The sequence below is a fragment of the Aurantimonas sp. A2-1-M11 genome (genome assembly GCF_036549475.1).
In the GTDB taxonomy this organism is placed as follows: Bacteria; Pseudomonadota; Alphaproteobacteria; order Rhizobiales; family Rhizobiaceae; genus Aurantimonas.
Window position 1 is genome coordinate 1 of sequence record NZ_JAZHLI010000006.1, and the last position, 25,465, is coordinate 25,465.

The following is a 25,465-nucleotide window of genomic DNA, read 5'->3' on the forward strand; positions in this document are numbered from 1 at the left end:
TGCGGCGGAATCCCGCCAAACTGTCGATGACCAACAAACGATTGAAGGCCGGGTGGAACGAAAAATTCCTCGTCAGCCTCATCTCGTGAAATGCAACTCACCCGATTCCCCTGCCATTCCCCGCGCCCCCCATTGGACGACGGACCGTGCCGGTCACGCGCGAGCAGAGCGCATGTCAGCCGTAATGGTTGCGCACGACGGCGTTGGCCAGTTCCTCGCGGCTGATGACGCCGGCGATGTCCTCCGGCCGCGGCACGCCGCGGGTCTCGTTCACCACGATCGCATAGGAGCGGTTGCGACGGTTCATCCGGGTCACGACCGTATTCAGATTGTGAACCGTGGAGGCGAGGATGAATTCCGACGAGCCGATGTCGTCCAGCGTCTGGGTGGTGAAGCGGTCGGCGCGGTACGGGATGGTGCCGAATCGCACGAAGCCGGTGATGCGGTTGCCGTCGGTAAGGATCACCCGCGAGGTCTCGACATCGATACGCTTGAGCGCCTCCGAGACCGTCATGCTGCCCGGCAGGATCTCGAAGGTCTTCGACATGACCTCCGTCACCGGCTGCACCATGAACATGTTGGTGGTGCGGTCGGTGGGGATCGGACGGCCGCGGTACCTCAGCTTGATCGTGTAGATATCGGCCACAATCAGCGAGCGCCGCACGCCGATGGCAATCGCCACGGCCAGCACCAGCGGCAGGATGATGTCGTAGTCGCGGGTCATCTCGAAGATCATCACGATCGCCGTCATCGCCGCACTGGTGGCGCCGCCGACCATCGCCCCCATCCCGATGATGGCGAAGGTCTCCATCGTCAGCCCGGCGCCCGGCAAAAGCGTGTTGCCGATCAGGCCGATCGCGCCGCCCAGTGCCGCGCCCATGAACAGGCTCGGCGAGAAGATCCCGCCCGAGGCGCCGGCGCCGAGGCTGAGGCAGGTGGCCACCAGCTTGCCGACGAACAGCATGAGCAGCACCGCGACGGTCATGTCGCCGCCGCTGATGATGTCCTGGATGGTGGAATAGCCGACCGAATAGATGTGGTAGTGGCCGGTCCAGGTCAGGAACAGATAGCCCATCACGCCGACGGCGGTCATGCCGATGACGTTCTGGACATAGGGATTGAGGCGCGATCCCTCGAACACGTCCTCGGATTTGGCGAGCAGCTTGACGAAGGCCCAGGCGGCCACGCCCATGACCGCGCCGAGGATGGCCGACAGAAGAAGCTCGGCGCCATTGACCGCCATGCCTTCGGGCAGCCCGCCGAGCGGCACGATGAAGGCCGATTCGATGCCCATGGCCAGGCGGTAGACATAGGTGGAAGTCGCGGTCGCCACGACCACCGGCAGGAAGGTGCGGGCCGAGATCTCCGGCAGCAGCACCTCGGAGGCGAACAGCACGCCGCCGAGCGGCGTGTTGAAGGTCGCGGCGATGCCGGCGCCGGCACCGGCCGAGAGCAGCGTGATCTTCTGGTGTCGCACGAGGCCCAGCGCCCGTCCGAAGGTCGAGCCGAAGGACGAGCCGATCTGGATGATCGGCCCCTCGCGCCCGACCGAGGCGCCGGTGCCGATGGAGATCGCCGAGGCCAGCGACTTCACCACAGCGACGACGCCGCGCACGTTCCCGTTCTGGTGATAGATCGCGTACATGACCTCGGGCACGCCATGGCCCTTGGCCTCGGGCGCGAAGTTGCGCACCAGCCAGACGACGACGAGACCACCCAGCACCGGCACCAGGATGATGCCCATGCCCCAGGGGCTCGGCGCGCCATAGGCGTTGGGCTCGAGGTGCAGGTTGAACTGCCCGTAGAAGGCCAGATTGTAGATGAATGCGATCAGATACTTGAACACGATCGCGCCGAGGCCGGCGACGATTCCGACGACCAGCGCCAGCACCAGCATGATCGGCAGCGACATCTCCCGGTCCGGCGGCGCCTCCGCCTCCGGTGCGAACGACGCAACGGGTTGGGCAGACGGGCTTTCGACGGACATGATCGCAAGGAACGCTGTTGGAATGGATCGGGCTGGCTGTAAGGTCCCCTTCTATTTCACCCTCACCGGCCTATGAAAAGACCGTAAGGGGAAGATTTGCCGCGCGTCCCCACGCATTCCCGTGGAGTTTAGTCCTTCCACGCCGCCAGGCAACCCGGCCGCTCGCCGCTGACCGGGTCGCGCTCCGGCAAGCCCAGAGCCGCGATCTGCGCCCGTACGGCGCCCATGTCGCCGTCGCCGGGCCGCAGGATCGCGCCGTTCTGGCCGGGCGGATAGGCGCCGACAACGGCGAAATCCGGGCTCGCCGACAGCCGCCGATGGCCCACCCCTGCCGGGATCATCACCACGTCGCCCGGCCGCATCCTTGCCTGAACGCCGCCGTCGCCGCCGAAGCCGATCACCGCCTCGCCGCCGACACAGCCCAGCACTTCGTGCCCCTGTGCATGGAAGTGCCAGTAGTCGAAGACCGTGTAGGTCCACGTCCCCTGCCAGCCATTGTCGGTGAAGCGTCGGGCCATCGCCGCAGAGCTCGCGTCTTCCGCAGGGACAGCCTGGGGCAGGACGAGCAGGGGCAGATGGCTGCTCGGAATTTCCGTATCGTCGGGCAGATGATGTGTGACGACTTCCATTTTGCCTCGCTAGCATCGATGATGACGCCATGAGCGGCACCAGGGACATGGCGCCGCGAGAAATGGCCTGGTTTGCAGAAGAGCTAGGCAAGGTTCCTGTCCGGTCCACGAGGTCCATGCCACACCATCGTCTCCCGCATCCCGCGCTTGCCGCTCCATTCGTCGTCGACACCGTGCTGAAGCGCGACGTCTTCGGCGAGATCTCGGCGGGGCACATGGCCGATGCGCCGGAGACGATCGTCACCCGCCGCCGCGTCGCGGGCGCCGCCCCCTGGGTTCGCCGCTTCGCCTGGCATCTGGCAGGCCGCGAGATCCGCGCCTTGCAGAAGCTCGCGCCGGTGGACGGCACGCCGAAGCTCCTGGGCGTCGATTCCAATGCGCTGTACCGTTCCTGGATCGAGGGCACGCCGCTGCATGTCGCCCGGCCGAAGGGCAACACCGCCTATTTCCGCGATGCCAAGCGGCTGCTGCGCAGCCTGCACCGGGCAGGCATCACCCACAACGATCTGGCCAAGCCCCAGAACTGGCTGATGACCCCGGATGGCAAGGCGGCGCTGATCGACATGCAGCTCGCCACCGTCTTTCCCCGCCGTACCCGCCTGTTCCGCCTCCTGGCGCGCGAGGACCTGCGCCACCTCCTCAAGCACAAGCGCAGCTTCTGCCGCGAGGCGCTGACCCCGGCCGAACGGCGAATGCTGGCGACCAAGAGCCTGCCGGCGCGGATCTGGATGGCCTCCTTCAAACCCGTCTACAATCTGGTGACCCGCGGGATCTTCAACTGGTCCGACGGCGAGGGGACCGGGGACCGGATGGACACCGACGGCAAGGCAATCATGGCCCGGCTCGCGGCCGACCCCGCCATCACCGGATTCGCGCTCGTGCCGTACCCTTATCCGCGCCAGCGCGGCATCGGCCTCTACCTGTTTGCCGAGCCCGCGCCCGGCACGGACGGGTCGGCGCTGGAGCGCCGGCTGCGCGGGGCACCGCGCCCGCGCCCGGACCTCGTTCAGGCGGTCGCCGCCCTGCCTCGCGACGCCAGCGGCACGGTCCGCGAGGATCTCCTGCGGCTGGTGGCAATCAATCAGGTCGAGCGCATCCCGGCCGTCGCCCGGGACGAGGCCGCCCTCGCCGCCACCCTGCGCATCGCCGAGGACCGCCGCAACTTCACCGACCGCCGGCTGAAGGGATAGACGCAGGGGGCAGCCCCAGCTGTCCCGCGATCGCCTGGCCGGCGGCGACGCCCGAAGACCAGGCCCACTGGAAATTGTAGCCGCCGAGCCAGCCGGTCACGTCCACGGCCTCGCCGATGGCGTAGAGGCCCGGCACGCGGCGCGCCTCCATGGTCTTGGACGACAGTTCGGCGGTGTCGATCCCGCCGGCGGTCACCTCGGCCTTGGCGAGTCCCTCGGTGCCGGTCGGGCGGAAGGTGAGCCGCGTCAGCGTTTCGGCGGCTACGCCCAGTTCGGCATCGGTGATGCTGCCGAGCTCGCGCGGCTCGCCGATGCGCTCGGCCAGGGCATCGGCAAGGCGGTTGGGAAGCCGCTCGGCCAGCGCCGCCTTCATGTGTGCGCGCGGCATCCGCCGCTTGGCCGCCCGCAGCATCTCGGCGGCGTCCTTGACCACGGTCAGCGCGATGGTCTCGCCCGGCGCCCAATAGGACGACACCTGCAGGATGGCTGGGCCGGACAGCCCCTTGTGGGTGAACAGCGCCGCCTCCTCGAAGGCGACGTCGCCGACCCGCGCCACCGCCGGGCAGGACACGCCGGAAATCTTCCGGAACAGCATTTCGTCCGGTCCCAGCGTCAGCGGGACCAAAGCGGGCCGCGGCGTGACGACGTTCAGGCCGAAACGCGCGGCGATCTCGTAGGCCTTGCCGGTCGCCCCCATCTTCGGGATCGACGGCCCGCCGGTGGCGACGACCAGCGCGGGTGCCGACGCGCGGCCCACCTGGAAGCGGCCGTCGGCATGGCCGATCTCGCCGACCGGCGTCGACAGCGCGATCTCGACGCGGCCGGCCTCGCATTCCGCTAGCAGCATGTCGACGATCTGCCTCGCCGATCCGTCGCAGAAGAGCTGGCCGAGGGTCTTTTCGTGCCAGGCGATGCCATGGCGCTCGACCAGCGCCAGAAAGTCCCACTGGGTGTAGCGGCTGAGCGCCGACTTGGCGAAATGCGGGTTCTGCGAGAGGTAGCAGCGCGGCTCCGTCTCGCGGTTGGTGAAGTTGCAGCGCCCGCCGCCCGAGATCAGGATTTTCTTTCCCGGCGCGTCCGCATGGTCGATGACGAGCACCCGCGCGCCCGCCTGCCCCGCCGTCGCAGCCGCCAGGAGCCCCGCGCCGCCGGCGCCCAGAATGATCGCGTCGTAATCCATCATCGCCTTGTGTGGAATGCGTGGACGCTCCGGCGCGGCCCATAAGGGCGCGAACCAGCAGAGAGCGCCGCCGTCTGCCGCTCAAGCCCCGTTGACGAAGCCTTCGAGAACGCGCTTCTGGCCGGCCTTGTCAAAATCGACGGTCAGCTTGTTGCCCTCGACGCTGGCGACGGTGCCGTTGCCGAACTTCATGTGGAAGACCCGGTCCCCGGCGGCAAAGCGGCTCTCCTCGGTGGCGACGGACTTGGCCACCAGCTCGCCCTCGATGTCGCGCGGGCCGCCCTTGCGGGCCGAGGCGTTGAGGCCGAAGCCGGTGCGCGGCGGCTGGTTGTGCCCCTTGCCGCCAGGCTGGCCGCCGCGAACCCCGCCATCGTCATAGCTGATCTCGCGGGTCCGCCCACCGGACCAGCCGTCGCCGCCCCGGCCGCGCCCGCCATTGCCCCCGGCAAAGCCGGCATTGGCCGCCTGGGCCCGCCGCCAGCCCGGCGTCGTGTAGGCACCTTCCTGGAAGGCCGCCGCGCCATCCCAGCGGCTCGCGCCGTAGCCACCGAAGCCGCCGGCGCCGTAGCCACCATAGGAGGTGTTGGCCTCCATCACCTCGACATGCGCCTCGGGCAGTTCGTCGAGGAAGCGCGAGGGAACGGTCGATTGCCACATCCCGTGGATGCGCCGGTTGGAGACGAACCAGATCTTCACCCGCTGCTTGCCGCGGGTCAGGCCCACATAGGCCAGCCGGCGCTCTTCCTCGAGGCCGGAGCGACCGCCCTCGTCGAGCGCGCGCTGGTGGGGAAACAGCCCCTCTTCCCAGCCGGGCAGGAACACCGTCTCGAACTCCAGCCCCTTGGCCGCGTGCAGCGTCATGATCGAGACGGCGTCCATCTCGGCGTTCTGCTCGGTGTCCATGACCAGTGCGACATGCTCCAGGAAGGAGGGCAGCGTGTCGTAGGCCTCCATGGAGCGGACGAGTTCCTTGAGGTTTTCCAGCCGCCCCGGCGCCTCGGCCGAGCGGTCGTTCTGCCACATCTCGGTGTAGCCGGATTCCTCGAGGATCTGCTCGGCGAGTTCGGTGTGCTTGGCGGTGGGAAGCTGCTCGGCCCAGCGCATCAGGTCGGTGACCACCCTGCGCAGCGCGTTGCGCGGCTTGGGCTTCAGTTCCTCGGTCTCCACCATCTCGCCGGCCGCCGCGATCAGCGGCACGCCGCGGGCGCGCGCATAGTCGTGCAGAAGCCGCATGGTCGCGTCGCCGAGGCCGCGCTTGGGTGTGTTGACGATGCGCTCGAAGGCGAGGTCGTCGGCCGGCTGGCAGACGCAGCGGAAATAGGCCAGCGCGTCGCGCACCTCCATGCGCTCGTAGAAGCGCGGGCCGCCGATGACGCGGTAGTTCAGGCCCATGGTGACGAAGCGGTCCTCAAACTCGCGCATCTGGAACGAGGCGCGCACCAGGATCGCCATGTCGTTGAGGTTGTGGTCGTTGCGCCGCTGCAGATCCTCGATCGCCTCGCCGATCGCCCGGGCCTCTTCCTCCGAATCCCAGCCGGCATTGACCTCGACCTTCTGGTGCTCGGGGTCGGAATGGTCGGTGAACAGGGTCTTGCCGAGCCGGTCCTCGTTGTGGGCGATCAGGTGCGAGGCCGCGCCCAGGATGTGGGCGGTCGAGCGGTAGTTGCGCTCCAGCCGGATCACAGTCGCGCCGGGAAAATCCTTGTCGAAGCGCAGGATGTTGTCCACCTCGGCGCCGCGCCAGCCATAGATCGACTGGTCGTCGTCGCCGACGCAGCAGATGTTGACGGGCGGACGGCTCCCCCGGTCGCTGCCTTGCGCGGCGGGCAACGCGGGCGACGGGCTGATCTCCCCCCTTGTGGGGGAGATCACCTTGCTTGAAGCCTCGTCACGCTGCTTCGGACGCTGGGCGAGCAGGCGCAGCCACAGATACTGGGCGACGTTGGTGTCCTGGTACTCGTCGACCAGGATGTAGCGGAAGCGGTCGTGATACTCGCCCAGCAGATCCGTATGGGTCCGGAAGATTGCGATGGGATGCAGCAGCAGATCGCCGAAGTCGCAGGCGTTGAGCGCCTTCAGCCGTGCCTGGTAGGCCGCATAGAGCTCCCGGCCCTTGCCATTGGCGAAGGCACGCGCGTCCCCCTCGGGAATGTCCTTCGGCGTCAGTGCCTTGTTCTTCCAGCCATCCAGCATGTTGGCGAAGGTGCGGGCCGGCCAGCGCTTGTCGTCCAGGCCCTCGGCCTGAATGAGCTGCTTGATCAGCCGGATCTGGTCGTCGGTATCGAGGATCGTGAAGTTCGACTTCAGCCCCGCCAGCTCGGCGTGGCGCCGCAGGATCTTGACGCCGATGGAGTGGAAGGTGCCGAGCCACGGCATGCCCTCGACCTGCTCGCCGACGAGGAGGCCGATGCGCTGCTTCATCTCGCGCGCCGCCTTGTTGGTGAAGGTCACGGCGAGGATCTGCGAGGGCCAGGCCCGGCCGGTGGCCAGGATATGGGCGATGCGCGTCGTCAGCACGCGCGTCTTGCCGGTGCCGGCGCCGGCCAGCACCAGCACCGGTCCCTCGGTGGTTTCCACCGCCGCGCGCTGTTCCGCGTTGAGGCCTGAGAGATAGTCCGGCGCGCCGGCGTTGCGCACGACGCCGCGAGCCGACAGCGCACGGGCGGCGATGCCGCCGGGACGGGCCGGCGGGACCCCGGTTGATTCGTCGAAATCTGTCATCAGCGCCAATGTAAGACTTCGCGCGCGGAACACTACAGCAACGGCCCGAAAATCGGAATCGATCCTCGGGAAGCACGACGCGGAGATTCAACGGGTTAGAGCGTCCTGTCGGGCGCACGGCGGTCCGGGCAACCATCACGCCAGCAAGTCGCCGAACGCATCCGGCGCACAATGCGCGGGACCTTCGTTGCACCAGGATCGCGACCGGCTAGTATGGGCCGAACGCGATGGAGCAGGCGATCATGGACGACAGGACCCCGACGATCACCCAGGCGATGATCGACGCCTATGACGAATACACGCACCTGACGCTGGATCGTCGCGGCTTCATGTGCCGGCTGACCGCGCTGGCGGGATCGGCGACGGCTGCCGCAGCGATCGTGCCGCTGATGGCCGCCTCCAGCGCCCGCGCCGCCATGGTCGCGCCGGACGATTCCCGCCTGTCCGCCGTCTGGGCCACCTTCCCCGGCACCACCGGCGAGATGAAAGCCTATGTGGCCCGGCCTGCCGACGCGGCCGACACGGCCCTGCCCTGCGTGCTGGTGATCCACGAGAACCGCGGCCTCAACGGCCACATCCAGGACGTCGCCCGGCGGCTGGCGCTGGAAGGCTTCCTCGTCGTGGCGCCCGACTTCCTGTCGCCGGCCGGCGGTACGCCGCCGGACGAGGACAGGGCGCGCGAGATGATCGGCCAGCTCGACGCCGAGGGGCGCATCGGCAACGCCGTGGCCGCGCGGCAGTGGCTTGCCGGGCGCCAGGACAGCACCAGGCGCGTCGGGGCGGTGGGCTTCTGTTGGGGCGGCGGTCTCGTCAACGACCTCGCCGTCGCCGATCCGGAGCTGGCCGCCGGGATCGCCTATTACGGCCGCCAGCCCGATGGCGACGGCGTCGCCGATATCGAGGCGGCCATGCTGCTGCACTATGCCGGCCTCGACCAGCGCATCAATGCCGGCATCGACGCCTATCGCGCCGCGCTGGAGGCGGCCGGCACCACCCACGAGATCCATGTCTATGACGGGGTCAACCACGCCTTCAACAACGATACCTCCGAGGCCCGCTACGATGCGGAGGCCGCCGAACTCGCCTGGGGCCGCACGGTGCGCTTCCTGAAGGACCATCTCGCGGGCTGATCCAGCATCGGAATCTCCCCGTGAGCGCGTCCCGCGCCATCCTTTGCCTTGCCTTGGGTGAAACCATCGTCTGGGCCGGCTTCTACTATCTCTTTCCGGCGCTGCTCCTGCGCTGGGAGGCCGATGCCGGCTGGCCGAAGACCTGGCTCACCGCGGCCTTCGCCGCGGCGGTGATCGTGTCGGCGCTGGTGTCGCCGCTGGCGGGACGGACGATCGACCGGGGCCACGGCCCGGCCATCATGGCCGGCTCGGCCCTGGCCGGGGCGGTGCTGCTGGCGCTGCTGCCCTTTGCCGGATCGCTCCCCGTCTTCGCCCTGCTCTGGCTCGGCATCGGCGCGGCGATGGGCGGCTGCCTCTACGAACCCTGCTTCGCCCTGGTCACGCGAGTCCTCGGAACCGCCGCGCGGCCGGCGATCACCCGTATCACCTTGCTGGCCGGCTTTGCCGGCACCCTCTCCTTTCCGCTCAATCACTGGATGGCGGAACTGGCCGGGTGGCAGGGCGCGGTCTGGCTGTTCGCCGCACTGGTCGGCTTCTGCGGGGTCCCGCTGATCCTCCTCGGCGCGCGCGGCCTGGAACGGGGAATGGAATACCTGCCGGAGGACACGGCCAGCCCCCGGCGTGCCGAGGCACCGGAGGGCGCCGCGGCCACAGAGCTTACCGATCCGGTCGCAGGCCCAACCGCTCCGCCCCGTCCGGTCGCAGAACTCGTGCGCCGACCGCTCTTCTGGTATCTCGCCGCCGGCTTCTCCCTGCTCGGCTTCAATCATGGGGTGGTGCTGAACCATCTTCTGCCGATGCTCGCCGACAGGGGCGTCGGCCTCGACATCGCCGTCCTCGCCGCCGCCATGATCGGGCCGATGCAGGTGGCCGGCCGGCTCGCCCTCATGCTGGGCGGAGGCCGGCTGTCCAATGGCCTCGTGGCCACGCTGTCCTTCGCCTTCGTCATGACGGCGACGCTCTGCCTGATCGCGGCGGAATTTGCGCCCTTGCTGGTTATTGCCTTCGTCGTCCTGCAGGGCAGCGGCTACGGCGTGCTCAGCATCATGCGGCCGGTGATGACGCGGGAGATCCTGGGCCAGGCCCATTTCGGCGCGATCAGCGGCGCGATGGCGGTGCCGTATCTGGTGGCCTACGCGCTGTCGCCCTTCATCGGCTCGCTCTTGTGGGCGGCCGGCGGCTACGACTTCGCGCTGGTGGCCGTCGCAGCCCTCACCCTCGTCGGACTGGTATGCTATCGCGTTGCCCTGCGGCTCTCGGCAGCGCGTGCCGCCTCGCCGGAACCGGCCTGAGCCGTCAGGCGAGCTTGGCCAGCAGCAGCGGCTGCTCGGGTTCGGGCTTGGCAAAGAGCGCCAGCGCAACGACCTCCCCGGTCGCATCGCGCGTCGCGTCCGGTTCCAGCCCGACGATCTGTCCCCCGGCGCTCAGGAGCGTGAGCGCCAGTTCGTCTGCCGGCTTCGGTCGGCTGAAGAAGTAGCCCTGCATCTCGTGGCAGCCTTCCCGCAGCAGGATGTCGCGTTGCGCGGCCGTCTCGACGCCTTCGGCGATCACCGTCAGGTCCATGGCCCGGCTGAGGCTGATCACGGCGCGGATGATCGCCAGGTTCTCGCGGTCCTCGATCCTGCGGACGAAGGACTGGTCGATCTTGATCTTGTCGAAGGGGAAGCGGCTGAGATAGCCGAGCGAGGAATAACCTGTGCCGAAATCGTCCATCGAGATGCCGATGCCGCGGTCCCGCATCCGCTCCAGCGTCGCGAGCACCTTCGACGAATCCTGCAGCAGCAGCGATTCCGTCACCTCGATCCGCAGGCGCTTGTGTGGCAGTCCCGTACGCTCCAGGATGGTTTCCACCTTTTTCGCCAGGCCCGCATCACGAAACTGCACCGGCGAGAGATTGACCGAAATGGACAGATGCGACGGCCATTCCGCTGCCTGCCGGCAGGCCGCCTCCAGCGCCCAGCTTCCGATCGGTCCCATCAGCCCGCAATCCTCGGCGACGGGAATGAACTCGGCGGGCGACACCAGGCCGCGCTGCGGATGGTGCCAGCGCAGCAGCGCCTCGAAGCCTGTGACGGCCTGCCGTTCGACATCCACGAAGGGTTGGTAGAACAGCGTGAACTCGTCGTTGTCGATCGCCAGCCGCAGATCAAGCTCCAGTTGCCGGCGCGCGTCGAGACCGGCATCCATGTGCGGTTCGAAGAAGCGGAACGTGCCGCGCCCGTCAGCCTTGGCCCGGTACAAGGCGACGTCGGCACTCTTGATGATCGTGTCGGGATCGATCGGCTCGCCGGCTTCCGCCATTTCGGCCGTGACGAAGATGCCCACGCTGACGCCGACGCAGATCTGGCGTCCGTCGATCGGGAACGGCTCGACGAAGGCGGCGAGGATGCGCGTGGCCAGTGCCTCGGCGGCCAGACGCGGATCGCCGGCTGACTGGATGATGGAGAATTCGTCGCCGCCGACCCGGGCGACCAGGTCGTCCCGCCGCACGCAGGACTGCAGCCGTGCGGCAGCGGCGCGCAGGAGGGCGTCGCCGGTCGGATGGCCGAGCGTGTCGTTGACGGTCTTGAATCCGTCGAGATCGAGGCACAGCACCGTGGTGCTCGCCACGCCGCGCCGCGTGCGGGTGACGTCCTCGAGCCGCTCGCGGAACTGCACGCGGTTGGGCAGGCCGGTAAGCGCATCGTGCAGCGCCATGTGGGATAGCTTGGCCTGGGCGTGGTAGCGTTCGGTCACGTCCTCGAAGGTGTCGACCCAGCCGCCGCCGGCGATCGCCTGCCGCGAGGTCGCAATCATCCGCCCGTCGGGCAGTTCGTGGGTGACGTTGCCGCCAGGGCCGGGCGCCAGGAGGTGCTGGATATCCGGATCGAGCATCACCTGCCGGGCCGAGGCGCCGATCTGCAGCCCGCCGAACATCTCCGCAAACCGGCGGTTGAACACGATCAGCCGCTCCTCGCTGTCGAACATGCACAGACCCTGCGTCATGTTGTGGAGCGCCGCCTCGAAGCGGTTGTTCTGGAGGGCGATGTGACTGTCATAGCTGTCGGCCTGCTTGGCCATCAGCTCCTTGATGCGCCCGATATGCTCGCTGATGCTGCCCTGCATCGTCGCCAGCGCCCGCATCAGCTGTGCGGTCTCGTCGTGCCCGCGCGGGACGATCGCATTGTCCAGTTTGCCGTGGGCGATGGATTCGGCCACCTGCACCGCCCGGCGCAGGGGTGGCACGATCATCCGCGACAGAAGCAGCGAGATGATCACCGCCAGCGCCACGGCCGCTGCCATGGCGGCCTGGGTGCTGCGCATGGAGGCCTCGATCAGGTCGCCGACCTCGCGGCGGAAACGATAGCCGTCCCCCGCCAGGATCTCCACGGCCGTATCGAATGCGGTGTCGATTTCGGAAAACCGCGTCTGGATCTCCCCTGGAGGCAGCTCGTTGAAATCCGCCTGGAGCGACCGCAGCTCGGTGCGGATCTCGCCGATCTTGGCGCGGCCGCCCGGTGACATCGCCCGCTCCGACGCCACGTCGAGATCCGCCATGATGTCCGGCAGGACCGTCGACAGGGCGCTCCTGGCGGACAACCGGGTTTCGCCGTCCAGGCCCGCCATTCCCAGCCGCAGTTGCAGATCATCCCGATCGATCTGGATCAGCGAGTTCTGGGCCGAACGCAGATAGCTGAGTGACAGCAGGGCCTCGTCGTAGATCCGGGTGGCCAGACCTCCGGCTTCGCGCTGCGAGTACTGCGCGAAGACACCCAGTCCGAGCGTGACAAGGCTCAGGCACAGACACCCGACGAGAAGCTTCAACCTGATGGGCATGGGGTCGGTCTCTTTGTGCCGATGCCTGGAGAGGCGGTGAATCTGCCGACCACTATTCGACCGATACTGCGAGGCTCATGCGCGGATGGATGCCGCAGCGAACCTCGTACTCGCCCCGGCGCGGGAAGGTCACGTCGATGATCTCGCCGGGAGCCTGCTCGTCGGAATCGAAGCTGAAGCCAGCGGACTCGACATAGATCTGGTGCAGGAATTCGTCGCGATTGGTGAAGCGCAGCATGTCGCCCGTGCCGATCGCGACGACCTTGCGATCGAACATCCGGTCGATCTGGTCGATGACGACCATCTGACCGGCCGCCATGGCGGCGACGATCGGCAGGGCAAAGCCGCACGTGGCGGCACAGGCGAGAAGTCGGATCACGAGAGAGCCTCTCCGGTTGCTATTGCGAGTCGGCCACGACCGGATCGCGCGTACGGCGACGGTCATGGGAAAGGCGATAGCTGCGCGTGCGTGAGATCAGCATGGGATCGTCCGACGGGGCGATGCCGCCGACCAGACTGAGCGGCGTGAACAGGAGGTCGCGCTGGCGCGCCGCCGCATTTTCCGCGAAGCCGGTCAGGAAAAAGGTCCCGAGTTCGACCTCTTCCCGATCCTTCGGCCAGGGAAAGGCCGCGCGGGTCAGGGAGTCGCCCTCGCCGGCAAGCTGCACCAGCAGCCGGAAGCGCACCGGGCCGTCCTGCATGCGCTGCGCCATGTCGCGCGACAGATAGTCCGCGTCCCGTTCCTTCGTCTCGGCCTCGCTCAGATGGGCGACGCCGGCCTCGGGCACCAGTCGATACTTGCCGAAGCGCGATTCGCCCGCCGCATTGGTGAAGGCAAAGGCATTGACGCCGAAGAAGGCCTCGGTGGCGTAACTGACCGGCGCCGGCTTCGGCGTGTCGACGAAGCGGCGCGCTGCCGGATGCGCTGCCAGATGGTCGGCAAGGACCTGCGGATCCTTCGAGCCGAGGGCCTGAACGAAGTCCCGGAACTCTGCGGGCGTCTGGGCCGCGAAGCCGTCGAAGGAATGAACGACGATGTCGGTCGACCCGCCGTCCGGCAGCAGGAACTTGATCGCCATGCCCTTGGGATTCGCCGCGCCGTCGTGGTCGGGCACCTCGGGCATGCCGGCAAAATCGGAAAAGCGGACCAGCACCGGTACGTCGCTGCCGGTCAGATGCTCCGCGCGGGTCAGCGAGGCCGCGTGCCCGGATGGGCGAAACATCCCGTCCAGCAGGATGCCCTGGGCATGTGCCGCACGATGGCCCGCGTAGGGGCCGCCGAACACCTTGTCGAGACCGTCAACGATGCCCCGGGCGATCTCGGTCTGGCCGGAACCGGCCGGTGACTTCTGGGCCGAAGCCGGTGCTGCGATGCCGATCGCGGCGGCAAGCACGATACAACCCGCCGCGCGCCGCAGCGTATCACCGCTCTTTCTGTCGTCTGTTCTGATCATCGCGGGAATCCTGCCGATGGGAGACCCGTCAAACTCACACAGGCGTGATTAAGCGATTGCTACATTTCAATGCCTTGCACGAATTTTCTGAGCGACGACGTCCGTAGTCGGAATCTCCAGGCCACTTCCACAACCCGAATGAGGGCACAGGCGGCGGCGCGGCGCGTCAACCGTTTCCCGTCACCGCCATCTGGGGCAGGAAGAAGGGAAGCGTCGGGGGTGTGCGGCCCACCGGCAGCGCGATGCCGTAGACCACCTCCACCATTGCGTCGTCGACGACCGAGCCGACCGGTCCGGCGGCGACCACGCGGCCGTCCTTGAGCGCAACGATCCGGTCGCTCGCCATGGCCGCCAGGTTGAGGTCGTGCAGCACGGCGACGATTCCGATACCGCGCCCGGCCAGACGGCGCGCCAGCGTGAGGGTCTCGACCTGGTGACGCAGATCGAGGCTGGCGGTCGGTTCGTCGAGGAGCAGGAAATACCCGCCGGCAACCTGGCCCGCCTGCGCCGTGTCCATCGCGGCCTCGATCTGGGCGATGCCGCGGGCCAGATGCACGCGCTGCGCCTCGCCGCCGGACAGGCTCGGCACCAGCTGCCGCGCATGGCCCGCCATGTCCACCTGCGCCAGCGCCGATTCCGCGATCTCCCCGCGGCGCCTGCCACTTGCCCCGCCGGCCTCGGCGCCGAAGCGGACGATCTCGGCGGCCGTGAAGGGAAACGACAGGTCGACGCTCTGGGCCACCACGGCCCGGCGCCGCGACAGCCCGGCGGCGCCGATCTCACTTAGCTCGCGCCCGTCGAGGCGCGCCGACCCGCGATCCGGCCGCAACTGGCCGCTCAGCACCTTCATCAATGTCGATTTGCCGGCCCCGTTGGCGCCGATCACCCCCACGCATTCGCCCGCCGTGACGGTAAATCCGACACCGTCGAGAATGGCCCGTCCGCCCAGCGAGACGGAGATGCCTGAGAGTTCCAGCATCAGACGACCATCCCGCCGCGCCGCCGCAGCAGCAGCCACAGGAAGAACGGCGCCCCCACCAATGCGGTCAGGATGCCGATCGGCAGTTCGGCCGGCGCGACGATGGTGCGCGCCACCGTATCGGCGGCCACGACGAGACTGCCGCCGAACAGCGCGGCCGCCGGCATCAGCGTGCGGTGGTCGGGGCCGATCAGCGTGCGCAGGAGATGCGGGGCGACCAGGCCGACGAAGCCGATGATGCCGGAAACGGCCACGGCGGCGCCGACCGCGGCGGCAATGACGAAGATTGCCAGGCGCGTCACAACCTGCACGTCGATGCCCAGATGGAAGGCTTCGCCGTGGCCCAGCGTCATGGCGTTCAGGCTGCGCGCCAGGAAGGGCGCTGCGAGGAAGGCCGGCAGCATCAGCGGCAGGATCGCTAGGAGCTTGGGCCATGTCGCGCCGCCCAGGCCGCCCATCGTCCAGAAGGTCAGTTCCCGCAATTGCTGGTCGTCGGAGATGAAGACGAGGACGCCGATGAGCGCGCTGGCCAGCGCCGCCAGCGCGATGCCGAGGAGGAGCATGGCGGCGACGGACGTGCGCCCGTTCACCGTGGCGAGCCGGTAGAGGATCGTGGTGGTGCCGAGCGCGCCCATGAAAGCCGCGATGGGCAGGAGATGGTGCGCGACGAAATCCGGCAGCCAGAATGCCACCGAATGGCCGAGGACGATGCTGGTGACCGCGGCCAGCGCAGCGCCGGAAGAAATGCCGACAAGCGACGGATCGGCAAGCGGATTTCGGAACAGCCCCTGCATCATCGCGCCCGACAGCGCGAGGGCCGCGCCGACCAGCATGCCGGTCAGGATCCGGGGCAGCCGGATGTCGAGGACGATGGTGGCGACCGACAGGTCGAGCGCCGGCCGCTGCCCCGTCGTCGCCGCCAGCACGGACTCGAGCGTCGCCCCTAGCGAAACGCCAGCGGCGCCCACGGTCAGGGCGACGAGACAGACGACGAGCGCGATGGCCCCGGTCGCGCAGACCGCAAGGCGCGCCAGCACGGCCCTGTCGCGCGATCGGGCATCCGCTGCGCCGGACCGCATGGCCGCAAGATCGCCGGTGACGCTCACCGCGGCGCGACCCAGGGCCGCGGCGGCAGAACCGGCAGGTCGAGGTCGGGATAGAGGTCCGCGGCGAGATCGCGCACGGCATGGGCTGTGCGCGGGCCGAAGCCCAGGAGATAGGTGCCGTCATGGGCGTAGAGCCGATCCTGGCGGACCGCCGGGGTGGTGGCGAAGGCCGGATCGGCGCGGACGCGGTCCAGCCCGTCGGCGTGTTCGCCCGAAGCCATGGTCACGACGGCATCGGGAGCAGACGCGACGGTCGCCTCGGGGGTTGCCGGCTTGAATCCTTCGAAGGCGGCGAAGGCGTTGTCGGCGCCTGCGAGCGACAGCATGGCGTCGGCCGAGGTGGCGCTGCCGGCAACCAGCGGGGCGCCGCTGCGCATCGCCAGGATGAAGGCGACGGACAGCCGCCTCTCCACCGATGCGGTGCCCGTCGTGATCGCGGCGAGATCGGCCGAGACCGCCGCGGCCAGTTCCTCGCCCTTCTCCGCCCGGCCGACAGCAGCCGCGACGGCGCGGATCTTTGCGGCGATCCCCTCCGGCGTCGGCGTGTCGGGAATGTTCACGAAGGGAACGGACGCCGCTTCCAGGACGTCGAGCACGGCGGGCGGTCCGGCCCCCTCGATGGCGACGATGAGGCTGGGGTCGAGCGCCAGGATGCCCTCGGCCGCCAGCGCCCGCATGTAGCCGACGTCGGGCTTGTCTTCCATTGCGGCGGGATAGGTGCTGGTCGTGTCCACGGCGACGACGTTTTCGGCCATGCCGAGGGCGTCGAGGATTTCGGTCACTGCCCCGCCGATGGAGACGATCCGCGACGTGTCGGCGATCTCGACCGTGCGTCCAAGAGCGTCGGTCACGCTGTGGCTATCCGCCATCGCCGGGCCGGCCATCGCCGGCAGCAGCGACAGCCATGTCGCGGTGATCTGGAAGCGGCGCGAAATTGTCGTCATGCGGGATGCCCTATTTGGTCAGGATGAGCTTGTTGTTGGACGTCAGCCGCAGCCGGTAGATGTCGTCGGCATGCCGGATCAGGATTTCCCGGCCGGTCGAGAACAGATCGGCGGCGTTCAGCACGGGCAGCGTCTGTTTGCGCCGGTCTGCATGGCCGCCTGCCACCTGCAGCTTCGAGGCCATTTCTTCCGACATAGGCATCCTCATCAACGCTGGCCCGGCGCGGAAACCTTTCCCGCGTCGGGCTTTGCCAGTTTTGTGGCAATATGTTGACTATGATAATCATATTAAATATCGAATGCAAGCAGGGCACGACGGTCACGTCACCGGGTGCCTTCGAACGCCAGCCAGCCGCACCTGACCGTAGCCAGCCAGCCCGTAACCCTCTCCAACGACAGCGGGAAATCATGGCCCATCCAGACGGGCGCCACGGCGGCGCGACACTCCCCCTCCTTCTTCCGATGATGGCGGGCGCATCGCTCCTCGTCCTCGCATCGGCCGCCACGGCACAGGACACGCAGACCGCCGGTGAACCGGGCGCGACGCTGGTCCTCGACGACGGCACGACGATCCAGCTCGACGAGGTCTCGATCCTCGCCAATCGCGGGCTCGAGAGCCCCATCCAGAGCCTCGGCGGCGTCAGCATCGTCGGCCGCGACGAGATCGCCCGCTACAATTCCGGCGACCTGGAGGAGATTCTCGAGACGATCCCCGGCGTCTCCACCACCAGCGACGGCGACGATCCCGGCGTGTCGATCGCCGTGCGGGGCCTGCGCGATTCCGGCCGTGTCAATGTGATGATCGACGGCGCGCGCCAGAATTTCGGCGTGCAGGGCCATCTCGACAACAATCTCGTCTATGTCGACCCCGCCTTGCTGGGCGGCATCGATGTGATCCGCGGCCCGGTGGCCAATGCCTATGGCTCCGGCGCGATCGGCGGCGTGGTGGCGTTGCGGACACTGGAGCTGGAAGACCTGCTGACGCCGTCCGAGCGCTATGCGGCGCGTATGGGAACGGTCTACGGCACCAACGGGCCGGACTGGCTGGGCAAGCTGGAGGCCGGCGTGCGGCTCGGCGACCGGGCCGATGTCTACGGCGCCTTCGTCTATCGCGACGAGGACGATTTCCATGACGGTGACGGCAACGACGTCGACAACACCGGCTTCGACGTGCGCTCGGGCGTCCTGAAGGCACGCCTGCGGCCGGCCGACGGACACGAGATCACCCTGTCCGGCGTGATCTACGACAACGACTTCGTCTCCTCGACGGGCGGCGGCACCGATCGCGACACCGACGTGCGCAACGCCACCTACCGCCTGGGCTACAGCTTCCTCAGCCCCGACACCCCGCTGGTCGACCTGACCTTCAATCTCTACCGCAACGAGACCGACTACACGCAGATTGACCGGGACGCCGCCGCGGCGCGCCGCGACGTCGAGGTCGCGACCACCGGCTTCGATCTCTACAACGCCTCGCGCTTCGATCTCGGCATCGTGCCGACGACCCTCACCTATGGCGTCGACTATTTCCGCGACGAGGTGGAAACCCATGACGACGTCGGCTCCACCGAGCTCTTCACGCCCTCCGGCACGCGCGAGGTCTATGGCGGCTTCGTCCAGGCGAAGTTCGAATACGAGACCTGGCTCGAAGTGATCGCCGGCGGACGCATCGACCATTTCGACCTGACCAGCACCGTCACGACCGAGGAGAACACCGGCGACCGCTTCTCGCCGAAGCTCAGCGTCGGCCTCACGCCGGTGCAGGGTTTCCAGATCTACGGCACCTATGCCGAGGGGCTCCGCTCGCCGACGCTCAACGAGGCCGTCGTCTCGGGCCTGCATCCGGCACCGGCCGCTTTCGAGCTGCTCCCGAACGCCGGCCTGTCGCCGGAAGTCGGGCGGACGCTGGAGGCGGGCGTGAACCTGTCCTACGATGATGTCCTCGTCGGCGGCGACGGCCTGCGCGCCAAGCTGTCGGTCTTCCGCAACGATGTCGACGACTACATCGAATATGCCACGATCGACCGTGCCGGCGTCGTCAATCCCTGCCTTGCCGGCCGCGGCCCGGTCTGCTTCGCCCGCCTTCCCTACGATGCGCTGCAGTACCAGAACATCGACGAAGCGCGGCTGGAAGGCGTCGAGCTGGAAGCCAGCTACGACTGGCGCTGGGGCTATGTCGGCCTGGCCGGCGCGATGATCGACGGCGAGAACCGCCGCAACGGCGATCCCCTCAACTCGGTCTATCCCGACAAGCTGACGACGACGCTCGGCTTCCGGGCGCTGGACGAGAAGCTGACCTTCGGCGGCCGCTGGCACGCCGTGGCAGCCAAGGACGACGTCACCGATCCGACCCTCGTCTCGGACAGCTACGACGTCTTCGACCTCTTCGTCGCCTACGAGCCCAACGAGAACACCCGCTTCGACGCCAGCATCCGCAATCTCTTCGACCGGCAATACCAAGCCTATTCGGGCTTCCCGGCGAGCGAGACCGAACCGGCACCCGGCTTCGAGGCGATGTTCGGCGTGAGCATCAAGTTCGGCGTCGAGAGCTGACAGCAACAGACAAGGATGAGACCATGTACATCGCAATGAACCGCTTCAAGGTGCTTCCCGGACAGGAGGAGGCGTTCGAGGCCGTCTGGCGCAACCGCGAATCCCAGCTCCAGACGGTGCCCGGCTTCGTCGAGTTCCATTTGCTGCGCGGCCCCGTTCGGGAGGATCACGTCCTCTTCGCCTCGCACACGATCTGGGCCGACGAGGCGGCGTTTACCGGCTGGACCCGGTCGGAGGCGTTCCGCGCCGCCCATCGCAGCGCCGGCGAACGTCAGCCGATGTATCTCGGCCATCCCGAATTCGAGGGCTTTACCGTCGTCCAGACGATCCCTGGCCTCGAAACGGCCGATCTCGCAGCCACCGGCTGAACACTGGAAACAGGCCGGCGGCGCAACTTTCAGTGTGCCGCCGGCACCAATGCCGACGCTACATCAGGACCACGTGGCGGACGGTGCGGCCAGCCGCGAGGGCGTCGAAGCCTTCGTTGATGTCGTCAAGCGTGCCGCGGCTGGTCAACAGCCGGTCCACCGGCAGCCGTCCAGCGCGATACAGGGCGATGTAGCGCGGGATGTCGCGGCTCGGGATGCAGCTTCCCACATAGCTGCCCTTCAGCGTGCGTTCCTCGGCGACGAGCTTCAGCGGCGACAGCGCCATGGTCGCCGTCGGCGGCGTCAGCCCGGCCGTCACCGTGGCCCCGCCGCGCCGGGTGATGGCGAAGGCGAGTTCCAGAGCCCGCGCCGACCCCGCCATCTCGAAGGCATGGTCGACCCCGCCCCCGGTCGCCGCGCGCACCGTATCCGCCGCGCCGTCCTCGCCGGCATTGAAGATGTCCGTCGCGCCCAGCGACTTCGCCATGTCCAGCTTGTCGGCCTGCAGGTCGACGGCGATGATCCGGGACGCACCGGCCGCGACCGCGCCCAGGACTGCGCTGAGGCCGACGCCGCCGAGCCCGACCACGGCGACCGTCTCGCCCGCCTTGACCCGGCCGGTGTTCACCACCGCGCCGACGCCGGTCAGCACCGCGCAGCCGAACAGCGCCGCGATCTCCAGCGGCAGTTCCGGATCGATCCTGATCACCGAACGGCGCGACAGGACCGCACGCTCGGCAAAGGCCGAGACGCCGAGATGATGGTGCACCGGCTGGCCGTCCATCGACAGGCGGCGCTCGCCCGACAGGAGCGTGCCCTCGCCGTTGCGGGCATTGCCCGGCTCGCACAAGGCCGGCCGCCCTTCGGCGCAGGGGCTGCAATGGCCGCAGGACGGCACGAACACCATCACCACGTGGTCGCCCGGCACCAGATCGTCGACGCCCGCGCCGACCGTCTCGACGATGCCGGCGGCCTCATGGCCGAGCACCATCGGGGTCGGCCGCGGCCGTACGCCGTCGATCACCGACAGGTCGGAATGGCACAGGCCGGCAGCCTTGATGCGCACCTGCACCTCGCCGAAGCCGGGCTGCGCCAGTGCGACGGTCTCGATGGAGAGCGGCCGCGACGTCGCGTAGGGCCCCTCGACTGGCGATTTGCGCAGCACCGCCGCGCGCGTGGTGATGGTCGTCATCTCTGTCCTCCCCTCAGGCATGTTGCTGCGATCGTCCGCCCCTGGCCGTCCGTTCGCTGCGACCGGCCAGAGATGTCGCATCGGGGTCCCGGCTTGGCAATCAGCCAGACCGGCCTGCGATCCCTCAGACCGGTATGAAGCAGACGACGAGCCCGCCGAGGCCGGCGGCAAGCCGCAGCCAGACCGGGCCTCGCCAGATGAAGGCCAGCGACAGTGCCCACAGCGCGATGGCGATCTTGACGAAGGCGATGGCCGCATCGGCCGGCTGGTCGGCCATGTGGATGATCGCCGGATTGGCGATCATCGCCAGCGGGATGACATAGAGGCCGATGCCCAGGCGCATTGCCGAGCCCGCGACCTTCAGCCAGTTCTCGCCCACCATGCCCGCGGCGATGAACACCGCGCCGCAGACCGGCGGGGTGATCGTCGACAGGAGCGCGAACCAGAACACGAAGAGATGCGCCAGCAGCGGCTCGATGCCCAGCCGCTCCAGCGCCGGCCCGGCAATCGTCACGCAGATCACGTAGGCCGCCGTCGTCGGCACCTCCATGCCGAGCAGGATGCAGGCGATCGCCGTCAGCAGCAGGGCGGGCCACAGGGAATCGTCGGCCACCGACAGGATCGTCGAGGTGACCTTCACGCCGAGCCCCGTCATGCCGAGGACGCCGATGACGATGGAGGCGCAGATGATGATCGCACCGATCACCGCGATCTGCTGGCCGGCGGAGACCGCGGCATTGCCCGCCCGTTCGACGAAGCGGCGCACGGAGATCTCGCCGCGAACATTGGCGAAGAGCAGGAGTGTCGCGGCGAGGATGGCCAGGCACGCCGCATATTGCGGCGTGAAGCCGCCGACGAACATGCGCTCCAGGAGAACGCCGAATGGCACCGCGAAGAACAGCGAGGTGATGACGACGTCGCGCAACTTCGGGCGATCCGCCGCGTCGACGGCGCCCAGATCGTAGCGGCGGGCGAACAGGTCGATGCCGATCCATGTCGTCATGAAGTACAGGACAGCCGGCGGCAGCGCCGCGGCCATGATGGTGGCGTAGGGCGAACCGGTGAGTTCGACCATGACGAAGGCTCCCGCCCCCATCAGCGGCGGCATGATCTGGCCGCCCGACGAAGCCACCGCCTCGACCGCACCGGCCAGCGCGCGCGGATAGCCGAGCCGCGTCATGGCCGGAATGGTCACAGCGCCGGTCGAGGCGACATTGGCCGAGGCCGAGCCGGAGATAGAGCCGAACATCGCCGAGGACAGGACCGAGACCTTGCCCGCGCCGCCGCGCAGGCGGCCCGCCGCCAGCGTGGCCAGGTTCATGAAGCCTTGGCCGGCCTCGCCGGCATTCAGCACCGCGCCCAGGATGACGAAGATCGAGACGATGCCGACGGAGACCCCGGTCAGCGAGCCCCAGATGCCGCCCTCGGTGATGGTCATGGTGCCGAGGAAGCTGGGAAGCGGAAAGCCGGGATGGCCGAATTCGCCGGGCACGTATTCGCCGAACATGCCATAGGCCAGACACAGCAGCGCGACCAGCGGCAGCGGCCAGCCGATCGCCCGCCGCGCCATTTCCAGCGTCACCACGATCAGCGTGACGGCCATCGCCATCTGGGGGCCGTTGTCGATGAAGCCGTACTGGTCGGACAGCGCCTCGGCGTTCAGCGCGATGTACAGGCAGGCGATCTCGCCGAGAACGAGGAGGACCCAGCCCGACCAGAGCTGCGCACGGCTCTGTGCCAGAAAGACGAAGAGCCAGGGCAGCGCCAGCGCCATGTGGATCGGCCGCGCGACGAGCGCCGGCACGAGGCCGCTGAAGATCAGCCCGAGATGGAAGGCGACGGAGAGCACGCCGAGCGCCGGCCAGACGAACCGGATCGGAGTGCGCGCGGCCGCGTCGTCGGCTTCCATCGTCGTCATTGGATCATCCTTGCGCGGCCCGGGGACGGCGCTTCGCAGGCATGATCCGGCCCCGGCAGCGTCGCGCGCTGTCGGGGCCGGATCGGGCGGTGTCGGTTACGGGCGCAAGCGCTTCAGCCTCAGCGCAGATCGTCCGGAAGGTCGATCCCGGCTTCCTCGTAGTAGCGCGCCGCGCCCGGATGCAGCGCGACGCCGCTGCCTTCCAGCAGCTCCGGCGTCACCGCGTTCCACCAGCGGGCCTGCTCGCCCATCGCCGCCTTCTGTTCCCAGAAGGTCTTGGTCAGGAGATAGGCGGCCTCCTCGCTGGTCCCGGTTGTGGTGAAGGCGATGACCGGCAGCGAGGTGGTGATCGTGTCCTCATCGACCCCGGCATAGGTGCCGGCCGGGATCACCTGCCGGGTGCGCCCGGTTTCGCTCACCTGCTCGTCGGTCAGGGTGATGAGGCTCACCGGCGTGCTGGCCGACGCCTCGATGACGTTCGGCGCGGGGAAGGAGCCCGCCGTGACGAAGCCGTCGATCTGGCCGTTCTTGAGTGCGTCCGATGCGTTGCCGAGTTCGGCGTCGGCGACGGTCACCTTGTCGGTCAGGCCGAACAGGTCGAGATATTTCTCGCCCTCGGTGGCGCCGAAGGAGCCCTTGCCGAGCAGGATGGTCTTGCCGGCCATGTCCTCCAGCGAGCGCGCGCCGGCATCGCCGCGCATGACGAAATGCATGGTCAGCGACGGAATCGGAAACAGCGAGCGGATCTCGGCAAAGCGCGGATTCTGGCGCTCGGCGAAGGGTCCGGTGCCGGCGGCGGCGGCAGAGACCAGTCCCGGCGGCGCCGTGAAGACGTAGCTGCCGGAGCGGGCCGCCGCTTCCATGACGTTCTGGACGGAGCCTTGGCTCTCCTCGACGGTGACGATGACCTCGCCGTCGGTGCCGGCCTTGACCGCGTTCGCGAGCTCCACGCCCATCTGGTAGTAGGACGTCCCGCTCTTGGCGGATTTGTAGGAGATCCGCTCCTCGGCCGCCGCCGGCGCGGCATGCAGCCCCGCCACGAGTGCGGCCGCAGCCGCGGCAATCGCCTTCAGACCTGTCGAATGCATTGTCATTCCTCCCATTGTCGTTTCGCCATGCGTGGCGCCTGTCCCGACCGACGCTGTCGGCAGCGGCGGCCCGTCTGTCAAGTCCGGCCGCCGGCCCCGGACTCTCCGACGGCCGGCCGATCGATCACATCGGGATCGGGTAGCGCCGGTGCAGCGCCACGATCTCGGCCATCACATCCTCGCCCAGCGTGACCTCGACCGCCGCGATGTTGTTGCGCAGCTGGTTCAGATTGGTCGCGCCGATGATGGCCGCCGTGGTGAACGGCCGGCTCAGGCAGAAGGCGATCGCCATCTGGCAGACATCGAGGCCGTGCTTGCGCGCCACCGCGCCGTAGGCGTCGGCGATCGCGGCGTTCTCGGGCGTATAGCGGCCACCGAGCGCGTTGTCGTTGACGGCGAGCCGCGCACCCTCGGGGCTCGCGCCGCCGCTGTACTTGCCGGTCAGAAGGCCGGCGGCGAGCGGCGAATAGGCCAGCAAGCCGACATCCTCGTTCACGGCCAGTTCCGCCAGGTCGAGATCGAACAGCCGGTGCATCAGGCTGTATTCGTTCTGGATCGAGGCGATCCGCGGCAGGCCCACGGACCCGGCGATCTGCAGGTATTGCTGCGTGCCCCAGCAGGTCTCGTTGGACAGGCCGACATGGCCGATCTTGCCGGCCTGCACCAGTTCGTCGAGCGCTTCTAGCACCTCCACCATGTTGGCACGCACCGCCTCGCGGTCCTGGCCGCTCGGATCGTAGGTCCAGGACTGGCGGAAATGGTAGGAGCCGCGGTTCGGCCAGTGCAGCTGGTAAAGGTCGATCCGGTCGGTCTGCAGCCGCTTCAGGCTGGCCTCCGCCGCTGCCTTCACGCTGGCGCCGGTGATCGGCTCGCCGCCCCGCACCTTGGCATTGCCCTGTCCGGTGATCTTGCTGGCCAGGACGATGTCGTCCCGCTTGCCCGAAGCCGCGAACCAGCTGCCGATGATCTCCTCGGTGCGGCCCACCGTCTCGGCCGTCATCGGCGTCGTCGGATACATTTCGGCGGCATCGAAGAAATTGACGCCCGCCTCCACCGCGGCGTCCATCTGCTGATGGCCCTCGGCTTCGCTGTTCTGGCTTCCCCAGGTCATGGTGCCGAGGCAGATCTCGCTGACGCTCAGGCCGGTCCGGCCGAGTGGACGGTACTTCATGCATGTCCTCGCTGTGGGGGAATCGAATTGCGGCGGAAC

At 68.3% G+C, this 25,465-nt stretch carries 20 protein-coding genes; 5 read left to right on the forward strand and 15 right to left on the reverse strand.

Going from position 1 to position 25,465, the window contains the following annotated elements:
• Positions 1 to 175 precede the first annotated feature (175 nt).
• Positions 176 to 1,912 carry a chloride channel protein gene (locus tag VQ042_RS04085; RefSeq protein WP_331815867.1) on the reverse strand — a complete coding sequence of 579 codons (1,737 nt, stop codon included), beginning with the start codon at positions 1,910 to 1,912 and terminating at the stop codon, positions 176 to 178.
• A 203-nt stretch (positions 1,913 to 2,115) separates the two neighbouring features.
• Positions 2,116 to 2,616 (reverse strand): cupin domain-containing protein, encoded by a 501-nt coding sequence (locus VQ042_RS04090; protein WP_331815869.1) that lies wholly within the window; start codon positions 2,614 to 2,616, stop codon positions 2,116 to 2,118.
• A gap of 116 nt (positions 2,617 to 2,732) precedes the next feature.
• On the opposite strand from VQ042_RS04090, the gene VQ042_RS04095 reads away from it, so the two are divergent.
• Positions 2,733 to 3,806, forward strand: a complete 1,074-nt coding sequence (locus VQ042_RS04095; protein WP_331815871.1) for a serine/threonine protein kinase — start codon at positions 2,733 to 2,735, stop codon at positions 3,804 to 3,806.
• Here the strand turns inward: VQ042_RS04095 and VQ042_RS04100 are convergent.
• Positions 3,781 to 4,986: an NAD(P)/FAD-dependent oxidoreductase gene (locus VQ042_RS04100; protein ID WP_331815873.1), complete on the reverse strand. Its 1,206-nt coding sequence runs from the start codon at positions 4,984 to 4,986 to the stop codon at positions 3,781 to 3,783. The two genes, VQ042_RS04095 and VQ042_RS04100, sit on opposite strands and share 26 nt — an antisense overlap.
• 81 nt (positions 4,987 to 5,067) lie before the next feature.
• Entirely contained in the window at positions 5,068 to 7,707 is a 2,640-nt protein-coding gene (locus VQ042_RS04105; RefSeq protein ID WP_331816094.1) for an ATP-dependent helicase, read from the reverse strand.
• 242 nt (positions 7,708 to 7,949) lie between these two features.
• On the opposite strand from VQ042_RS04105, the gene VQ042_RS04110 reads away from it, so the two are divergent.
• A complete protein-coding gene (locus tag VQ042_RS04110) occupies positions 7,950 to 8,837 on the forward strand; it encodes a dienelactone hydrolase family protein (protein ID WP_331815875.1) in 888 nt (295 codons plus the stop codon).
• A gap of 20 nt (positions 8,838 to 8,857) precedes the next feature.
• Entirely contained in the window at positions 8,858 to 10,129 is a 1,272-nt protein-coding gene (locus tag VQ042_RS04115; protein WP_331815877.1) for an MFS transporter, read from the forward strand.
• 4 nt (positions 10,130 to 10,133) lie between these two features.
• Here the strand turns inward: VQ042_RS04115 and VQ042_RS04120 are convergent, their stop codons facing one another.
• The 7 genes from VQ042_RS04120 to hemP form a co-directional block, all read right to left on the reverse strand.
• A complete protein-coding gene (locus tag VQ042_RS04120) occupies positions 10,134 to 12,653 on the reverse strand; it encodes an EAL domain-containing protein (RefSeq protein ID WP_331815879.1) in 2,520 nt (839 codons plus the stop codon).
• A 52-nt stretch (positions 12,654 to 12,705) separates the two neighbouring features.
• Positions 12,706 to 13,032 (reverse strand): methylamine utilization protein, encoded by a 327-nt coding sequence (locus tag VQ042_RS04125; protein ID WP_331815881.1) that lies wholly within the window; start codon positions 13,030 to 13,032, stop codon positions 12,706 to 12,708.
• 19 nt (positions 13,033 to 13,051) lie between these two features.
• Positions 13,052 to 14,107 (reverse strand): catalase family peroxidase, encoded by a 1,056-nt coding sequence (locus tag VQ042_RS04130; RefSeq protein ID WP_331815883.1) that lies wholly within the window; start codon positions 14,105 to 14,107, stop codon positions 13,052 to 13,054.
• Between the two features lie 166 nt (positions 14,108 to 14,273).
• Positions 14,274 to 15,086 (reverse strand): heme ABC transporter ATP-binding protein, encoded by an 813-nt coding sequence (locus VQ042_RS04135; protein ID WP_331815885.1) that lies wholly within the window; start codon positions 15,084 to 15,086, stop codon positions 14,274 to 14,276.
• A complete protein-coding gene (locus VQ042_RS04140) occupies positions 15,086 to 16,165 on the reverse strand; it encodes a FecCD family ABC transporter permease (RefSeq protein WP_442880028.1) in 1,080 nt (359 codons plus the stop codon). The genes VQ042_RS04135 and VQ042_RS04140 overlap by 1 nt, the downstream gene beginning before the upstream one ends.
• Before the next feature lie 23 nt (positions 16,166 to 16,188).
• Positions 16,189 to 17,136, reverse strand: coding sequence for a heme/hemin ABC transporter substrate-binding protein (locus VQ042_RS04145; RefSeq protein WP_331815889.1), 948 nt, complete (start codon positions 17,134 to 17,136; stop codon positions 16,189 to 16,191).
• A 10-nt stretch (positions 17,137 to 17,146) separates the two neighbouring features.
• Positions 17,147 to 17,332 carry a hemin uptake protein HemP gene (gene hemP, locus VQ042_RS04150; protein WP_442880023.1) on the reverse strand — a complete coding sequence of 62 codons (186 nt, stop codon included), beginning with the start codon at positions 17,330 to 17,332 and terminating at the stop codon, positions 17,147 to 17,149.
• A 212-nt stretch (positions 17,333 to 17,544) separates the two neighbouring features.
• On the opposite strand from hemP, the gene VQ042_RS04155 reads away from it, so the two are divergent.
• Together VQ042_RS04155 and VQ042_RS04160 are read left to right on the forward strand one after the other, a co-directional pair.
• Positions 17,545 to 19,689, forward strand: coding sequence for a TonB-dependent hemoglobin/transferrin/lactoferrin family receptor (locus VQ042_RS04155; RefSeq protein WP_331815891.1), 2,145 nt, complete (start codon positions 17,545 to 17,547; stop codon positions 19,687 to 19,689).
• 23 nt (positions 19,690 to 19,712) lie between these two features.
• A complete protein-coding gene (locus VQ042_RS04160; RefSeq protein WP_331815893.1) occupies positions 19,713 to 20,057 on the forward strand; it encodes an antibiotic biosynthesis monooxygenase family protein in 345 nt (114 codons plus the stop codon).
• A 58-nt stretch (positions 20,058 to 20,115) separates the two neighbouring features.
• Here the strand turns inward: VQ042_RS04160 and VQ042_RS04165 are convergent, their stop codons facing one another.
• From VQ042_RS04165 to VQ042_RS04180, 4 genes are all read right to left on the reverse strand, one after another.
• Positions 20,116 to 21,240 carry a zinc-dependent alcohol dehydrogenase family protein gene (locus VQ042_RS04165; RefSeq protein ID WP_331816098.1) on the reverse strand — a complete coding sequence of 375 codons (1,125 nt, stop codon included), beginning with the start codon at positions 21,238 to 21,240 and terminating at the stop codon, positions 20,116 to 20,118.
• 133 nt (positions 21,241 to 21,373) lie between these two features.
• Positions 21,374 to 23,167, reverse strand: coding sequence for a TRAP transporter permease (locus VQ042_RS04170; protein ID WP_331815895.1), 1,794 nt, complete (start codon positions 23,165 to 23,167; stop codon positions 21,374 to 21,376).
• Between the two features lie 119 nt (positions 23,168 to 23,286).
• Complete coding sequence (locus VQ042_RS04175; RefSeq protein ID WP_331815897.1) at positions 23,287 to 24,255, reverse strand: TAXI family TRAP transporter solute-binding subunit; 969 nt, start codon at positions 24,253 to 24,255, stop codon at positions 23,287 to 23,289.
• Positions 24,256 to 24,379: 124 nt separating this feature from the next.
• Entirely contained in the window at positions 24,380 to 25,426 is a 1,047-nt protein-coding gene (locus tag VQ042_RS04180; protein WP_331815899.1) for an aldo/keto reductase, read from the reverse strand.
• Positions 25,427 to 25,465: the final 39 nt, after the last annotated feature.

What these genes read in the sequence shown, in the direction of transcription:
- VQ042_RS04160 (WP_331815893.1), top strand. Translation starts at nt 19,713, where the DNA reads ATGTACATCGCAATGAACCGCTTCAAGGTGCTTCCCGGACAGGAGGAG.
- VQ042_RS04170 (WP_331815895.1), bottom strand. Translation starts at nt 23,167, where the DNA reads ATGACGACGATGGAAGCCGACGACGCGGCCGCGCGCACTCCGATCCGG.
- VQ042_RS04180 (WP_331815899.1), bottom strand. Translation starts at nt 25,426, where the DNA reads ATGAAGTACCGTCCACTCGGCCGGACCGGCCTGAGCGTCAGCGAGATC.
- VQ042_RS04085 (WP_331815867.1), bottom strand. Translation starts at nt 1,912, where the DNA reads ATGTCGCTGCCGATCATGCTGGTGCTGGCGCTGGTCGTCGGAATCGTC.
- VQ042_RS04090 (WP_331815869.1), bottom strand. Translation starts at nt 2,616, where the DNA reads ATGGAAGTCGTCACACATCATCTGCCCGACGATACGGAAATTCCGAGC.
- VQ042_RS04105 (WP_331816094.1), bottom strand. Translation starts at nt 7,707, where the DNA reads ATGACAGATTTCGACGAATCAACCGGGGTCCCGCCGGCCCGTCCCGGC.
- VQ042_RS04130 (WP_331815883.1), bottom strand. Translation starts at nt 14,107, where the DNA reads ATGATCAGAACAGACGACAGAAAGAGCGGTGATACGCTGCGGCGCGCG.
- VQ042_RS04100 (WP_331815873.1), bottom strand. Translation starts at nt 4,986, where the DNA reads ATGGATTACGACGCGATCATTCTGGGCGCCGGCGGCGCGGGGCTCCTG.
- VQ042_RS04135 (WP_331815885.1), bottom strand. Translation starts at nt 15,086, where the DNA reads ATGCTGGAACTCTCAGGCATCTCCGTCTCGCTGGGCGGACGGGCCATT.
- VQ042_RS04095 (WP_331815871.1), top strand. Translation starts at nt 2,733, where the DNA reads ATGCCACACCATCGTCTCCCGCATCCCGCGCTTGCCGCTCCATTCGTC.
- hemP (WP_442880023.1), bottom strand. Translation starts at nt 17,332, where the DNA reads ATGTCGGAAGAAATGGCCTCGAAGCTGCAGGTGGCAGGCGGCCATGCA.
- VQ042_RS04110 (WP_331815875.1), top strand. Translation starts at nt 7,950, where the DNA reads ATGGACGACAGGACCCCGACGATCACCCAGGCGATGATCGACGCCTAT.
- VQ042_RS04155 (WP_331815891.1), top strand. Translation starts at nt 17,545, where the DNA reads ATGGCCCATCCAGACGGGCGCCACGGCGGCGCGACACTCCCCCTCCTT.
- VQ042_RS04140 (WP_442880028.1), bottom strand. Translation starts at nt 16,165, where the DNA reads ATGCGGTCCGGCGCAGCGGATGCCCGATCGCGCGACAGGGCCGTGCTG.
- VQ042_RS04175 (WP_331815897.1), bottom strand. Translation starts at nt 24,255, where the DNA reads ATGCATTCGACAGGTCTGAAGGCGATTGCCGCGGCTGCGGCCGCACTC.
- VQ042_RS04145 (WP_331815889.1), bottom strand. Translation starts at nt 17,136, where the DNA reads ATGACGACAATTTCGCGCCGCTTCCAGATCACCGCGACATGGCTGTCG.
- VQ042_RS04120 (WP_331815879.1), bottom strand. Translation starts at nt 12,653, where the DNA reads ATGCCCATCAGGTTGAAGCTTCTCGTCGGGTGTCTGTGCCTGAGCCTT.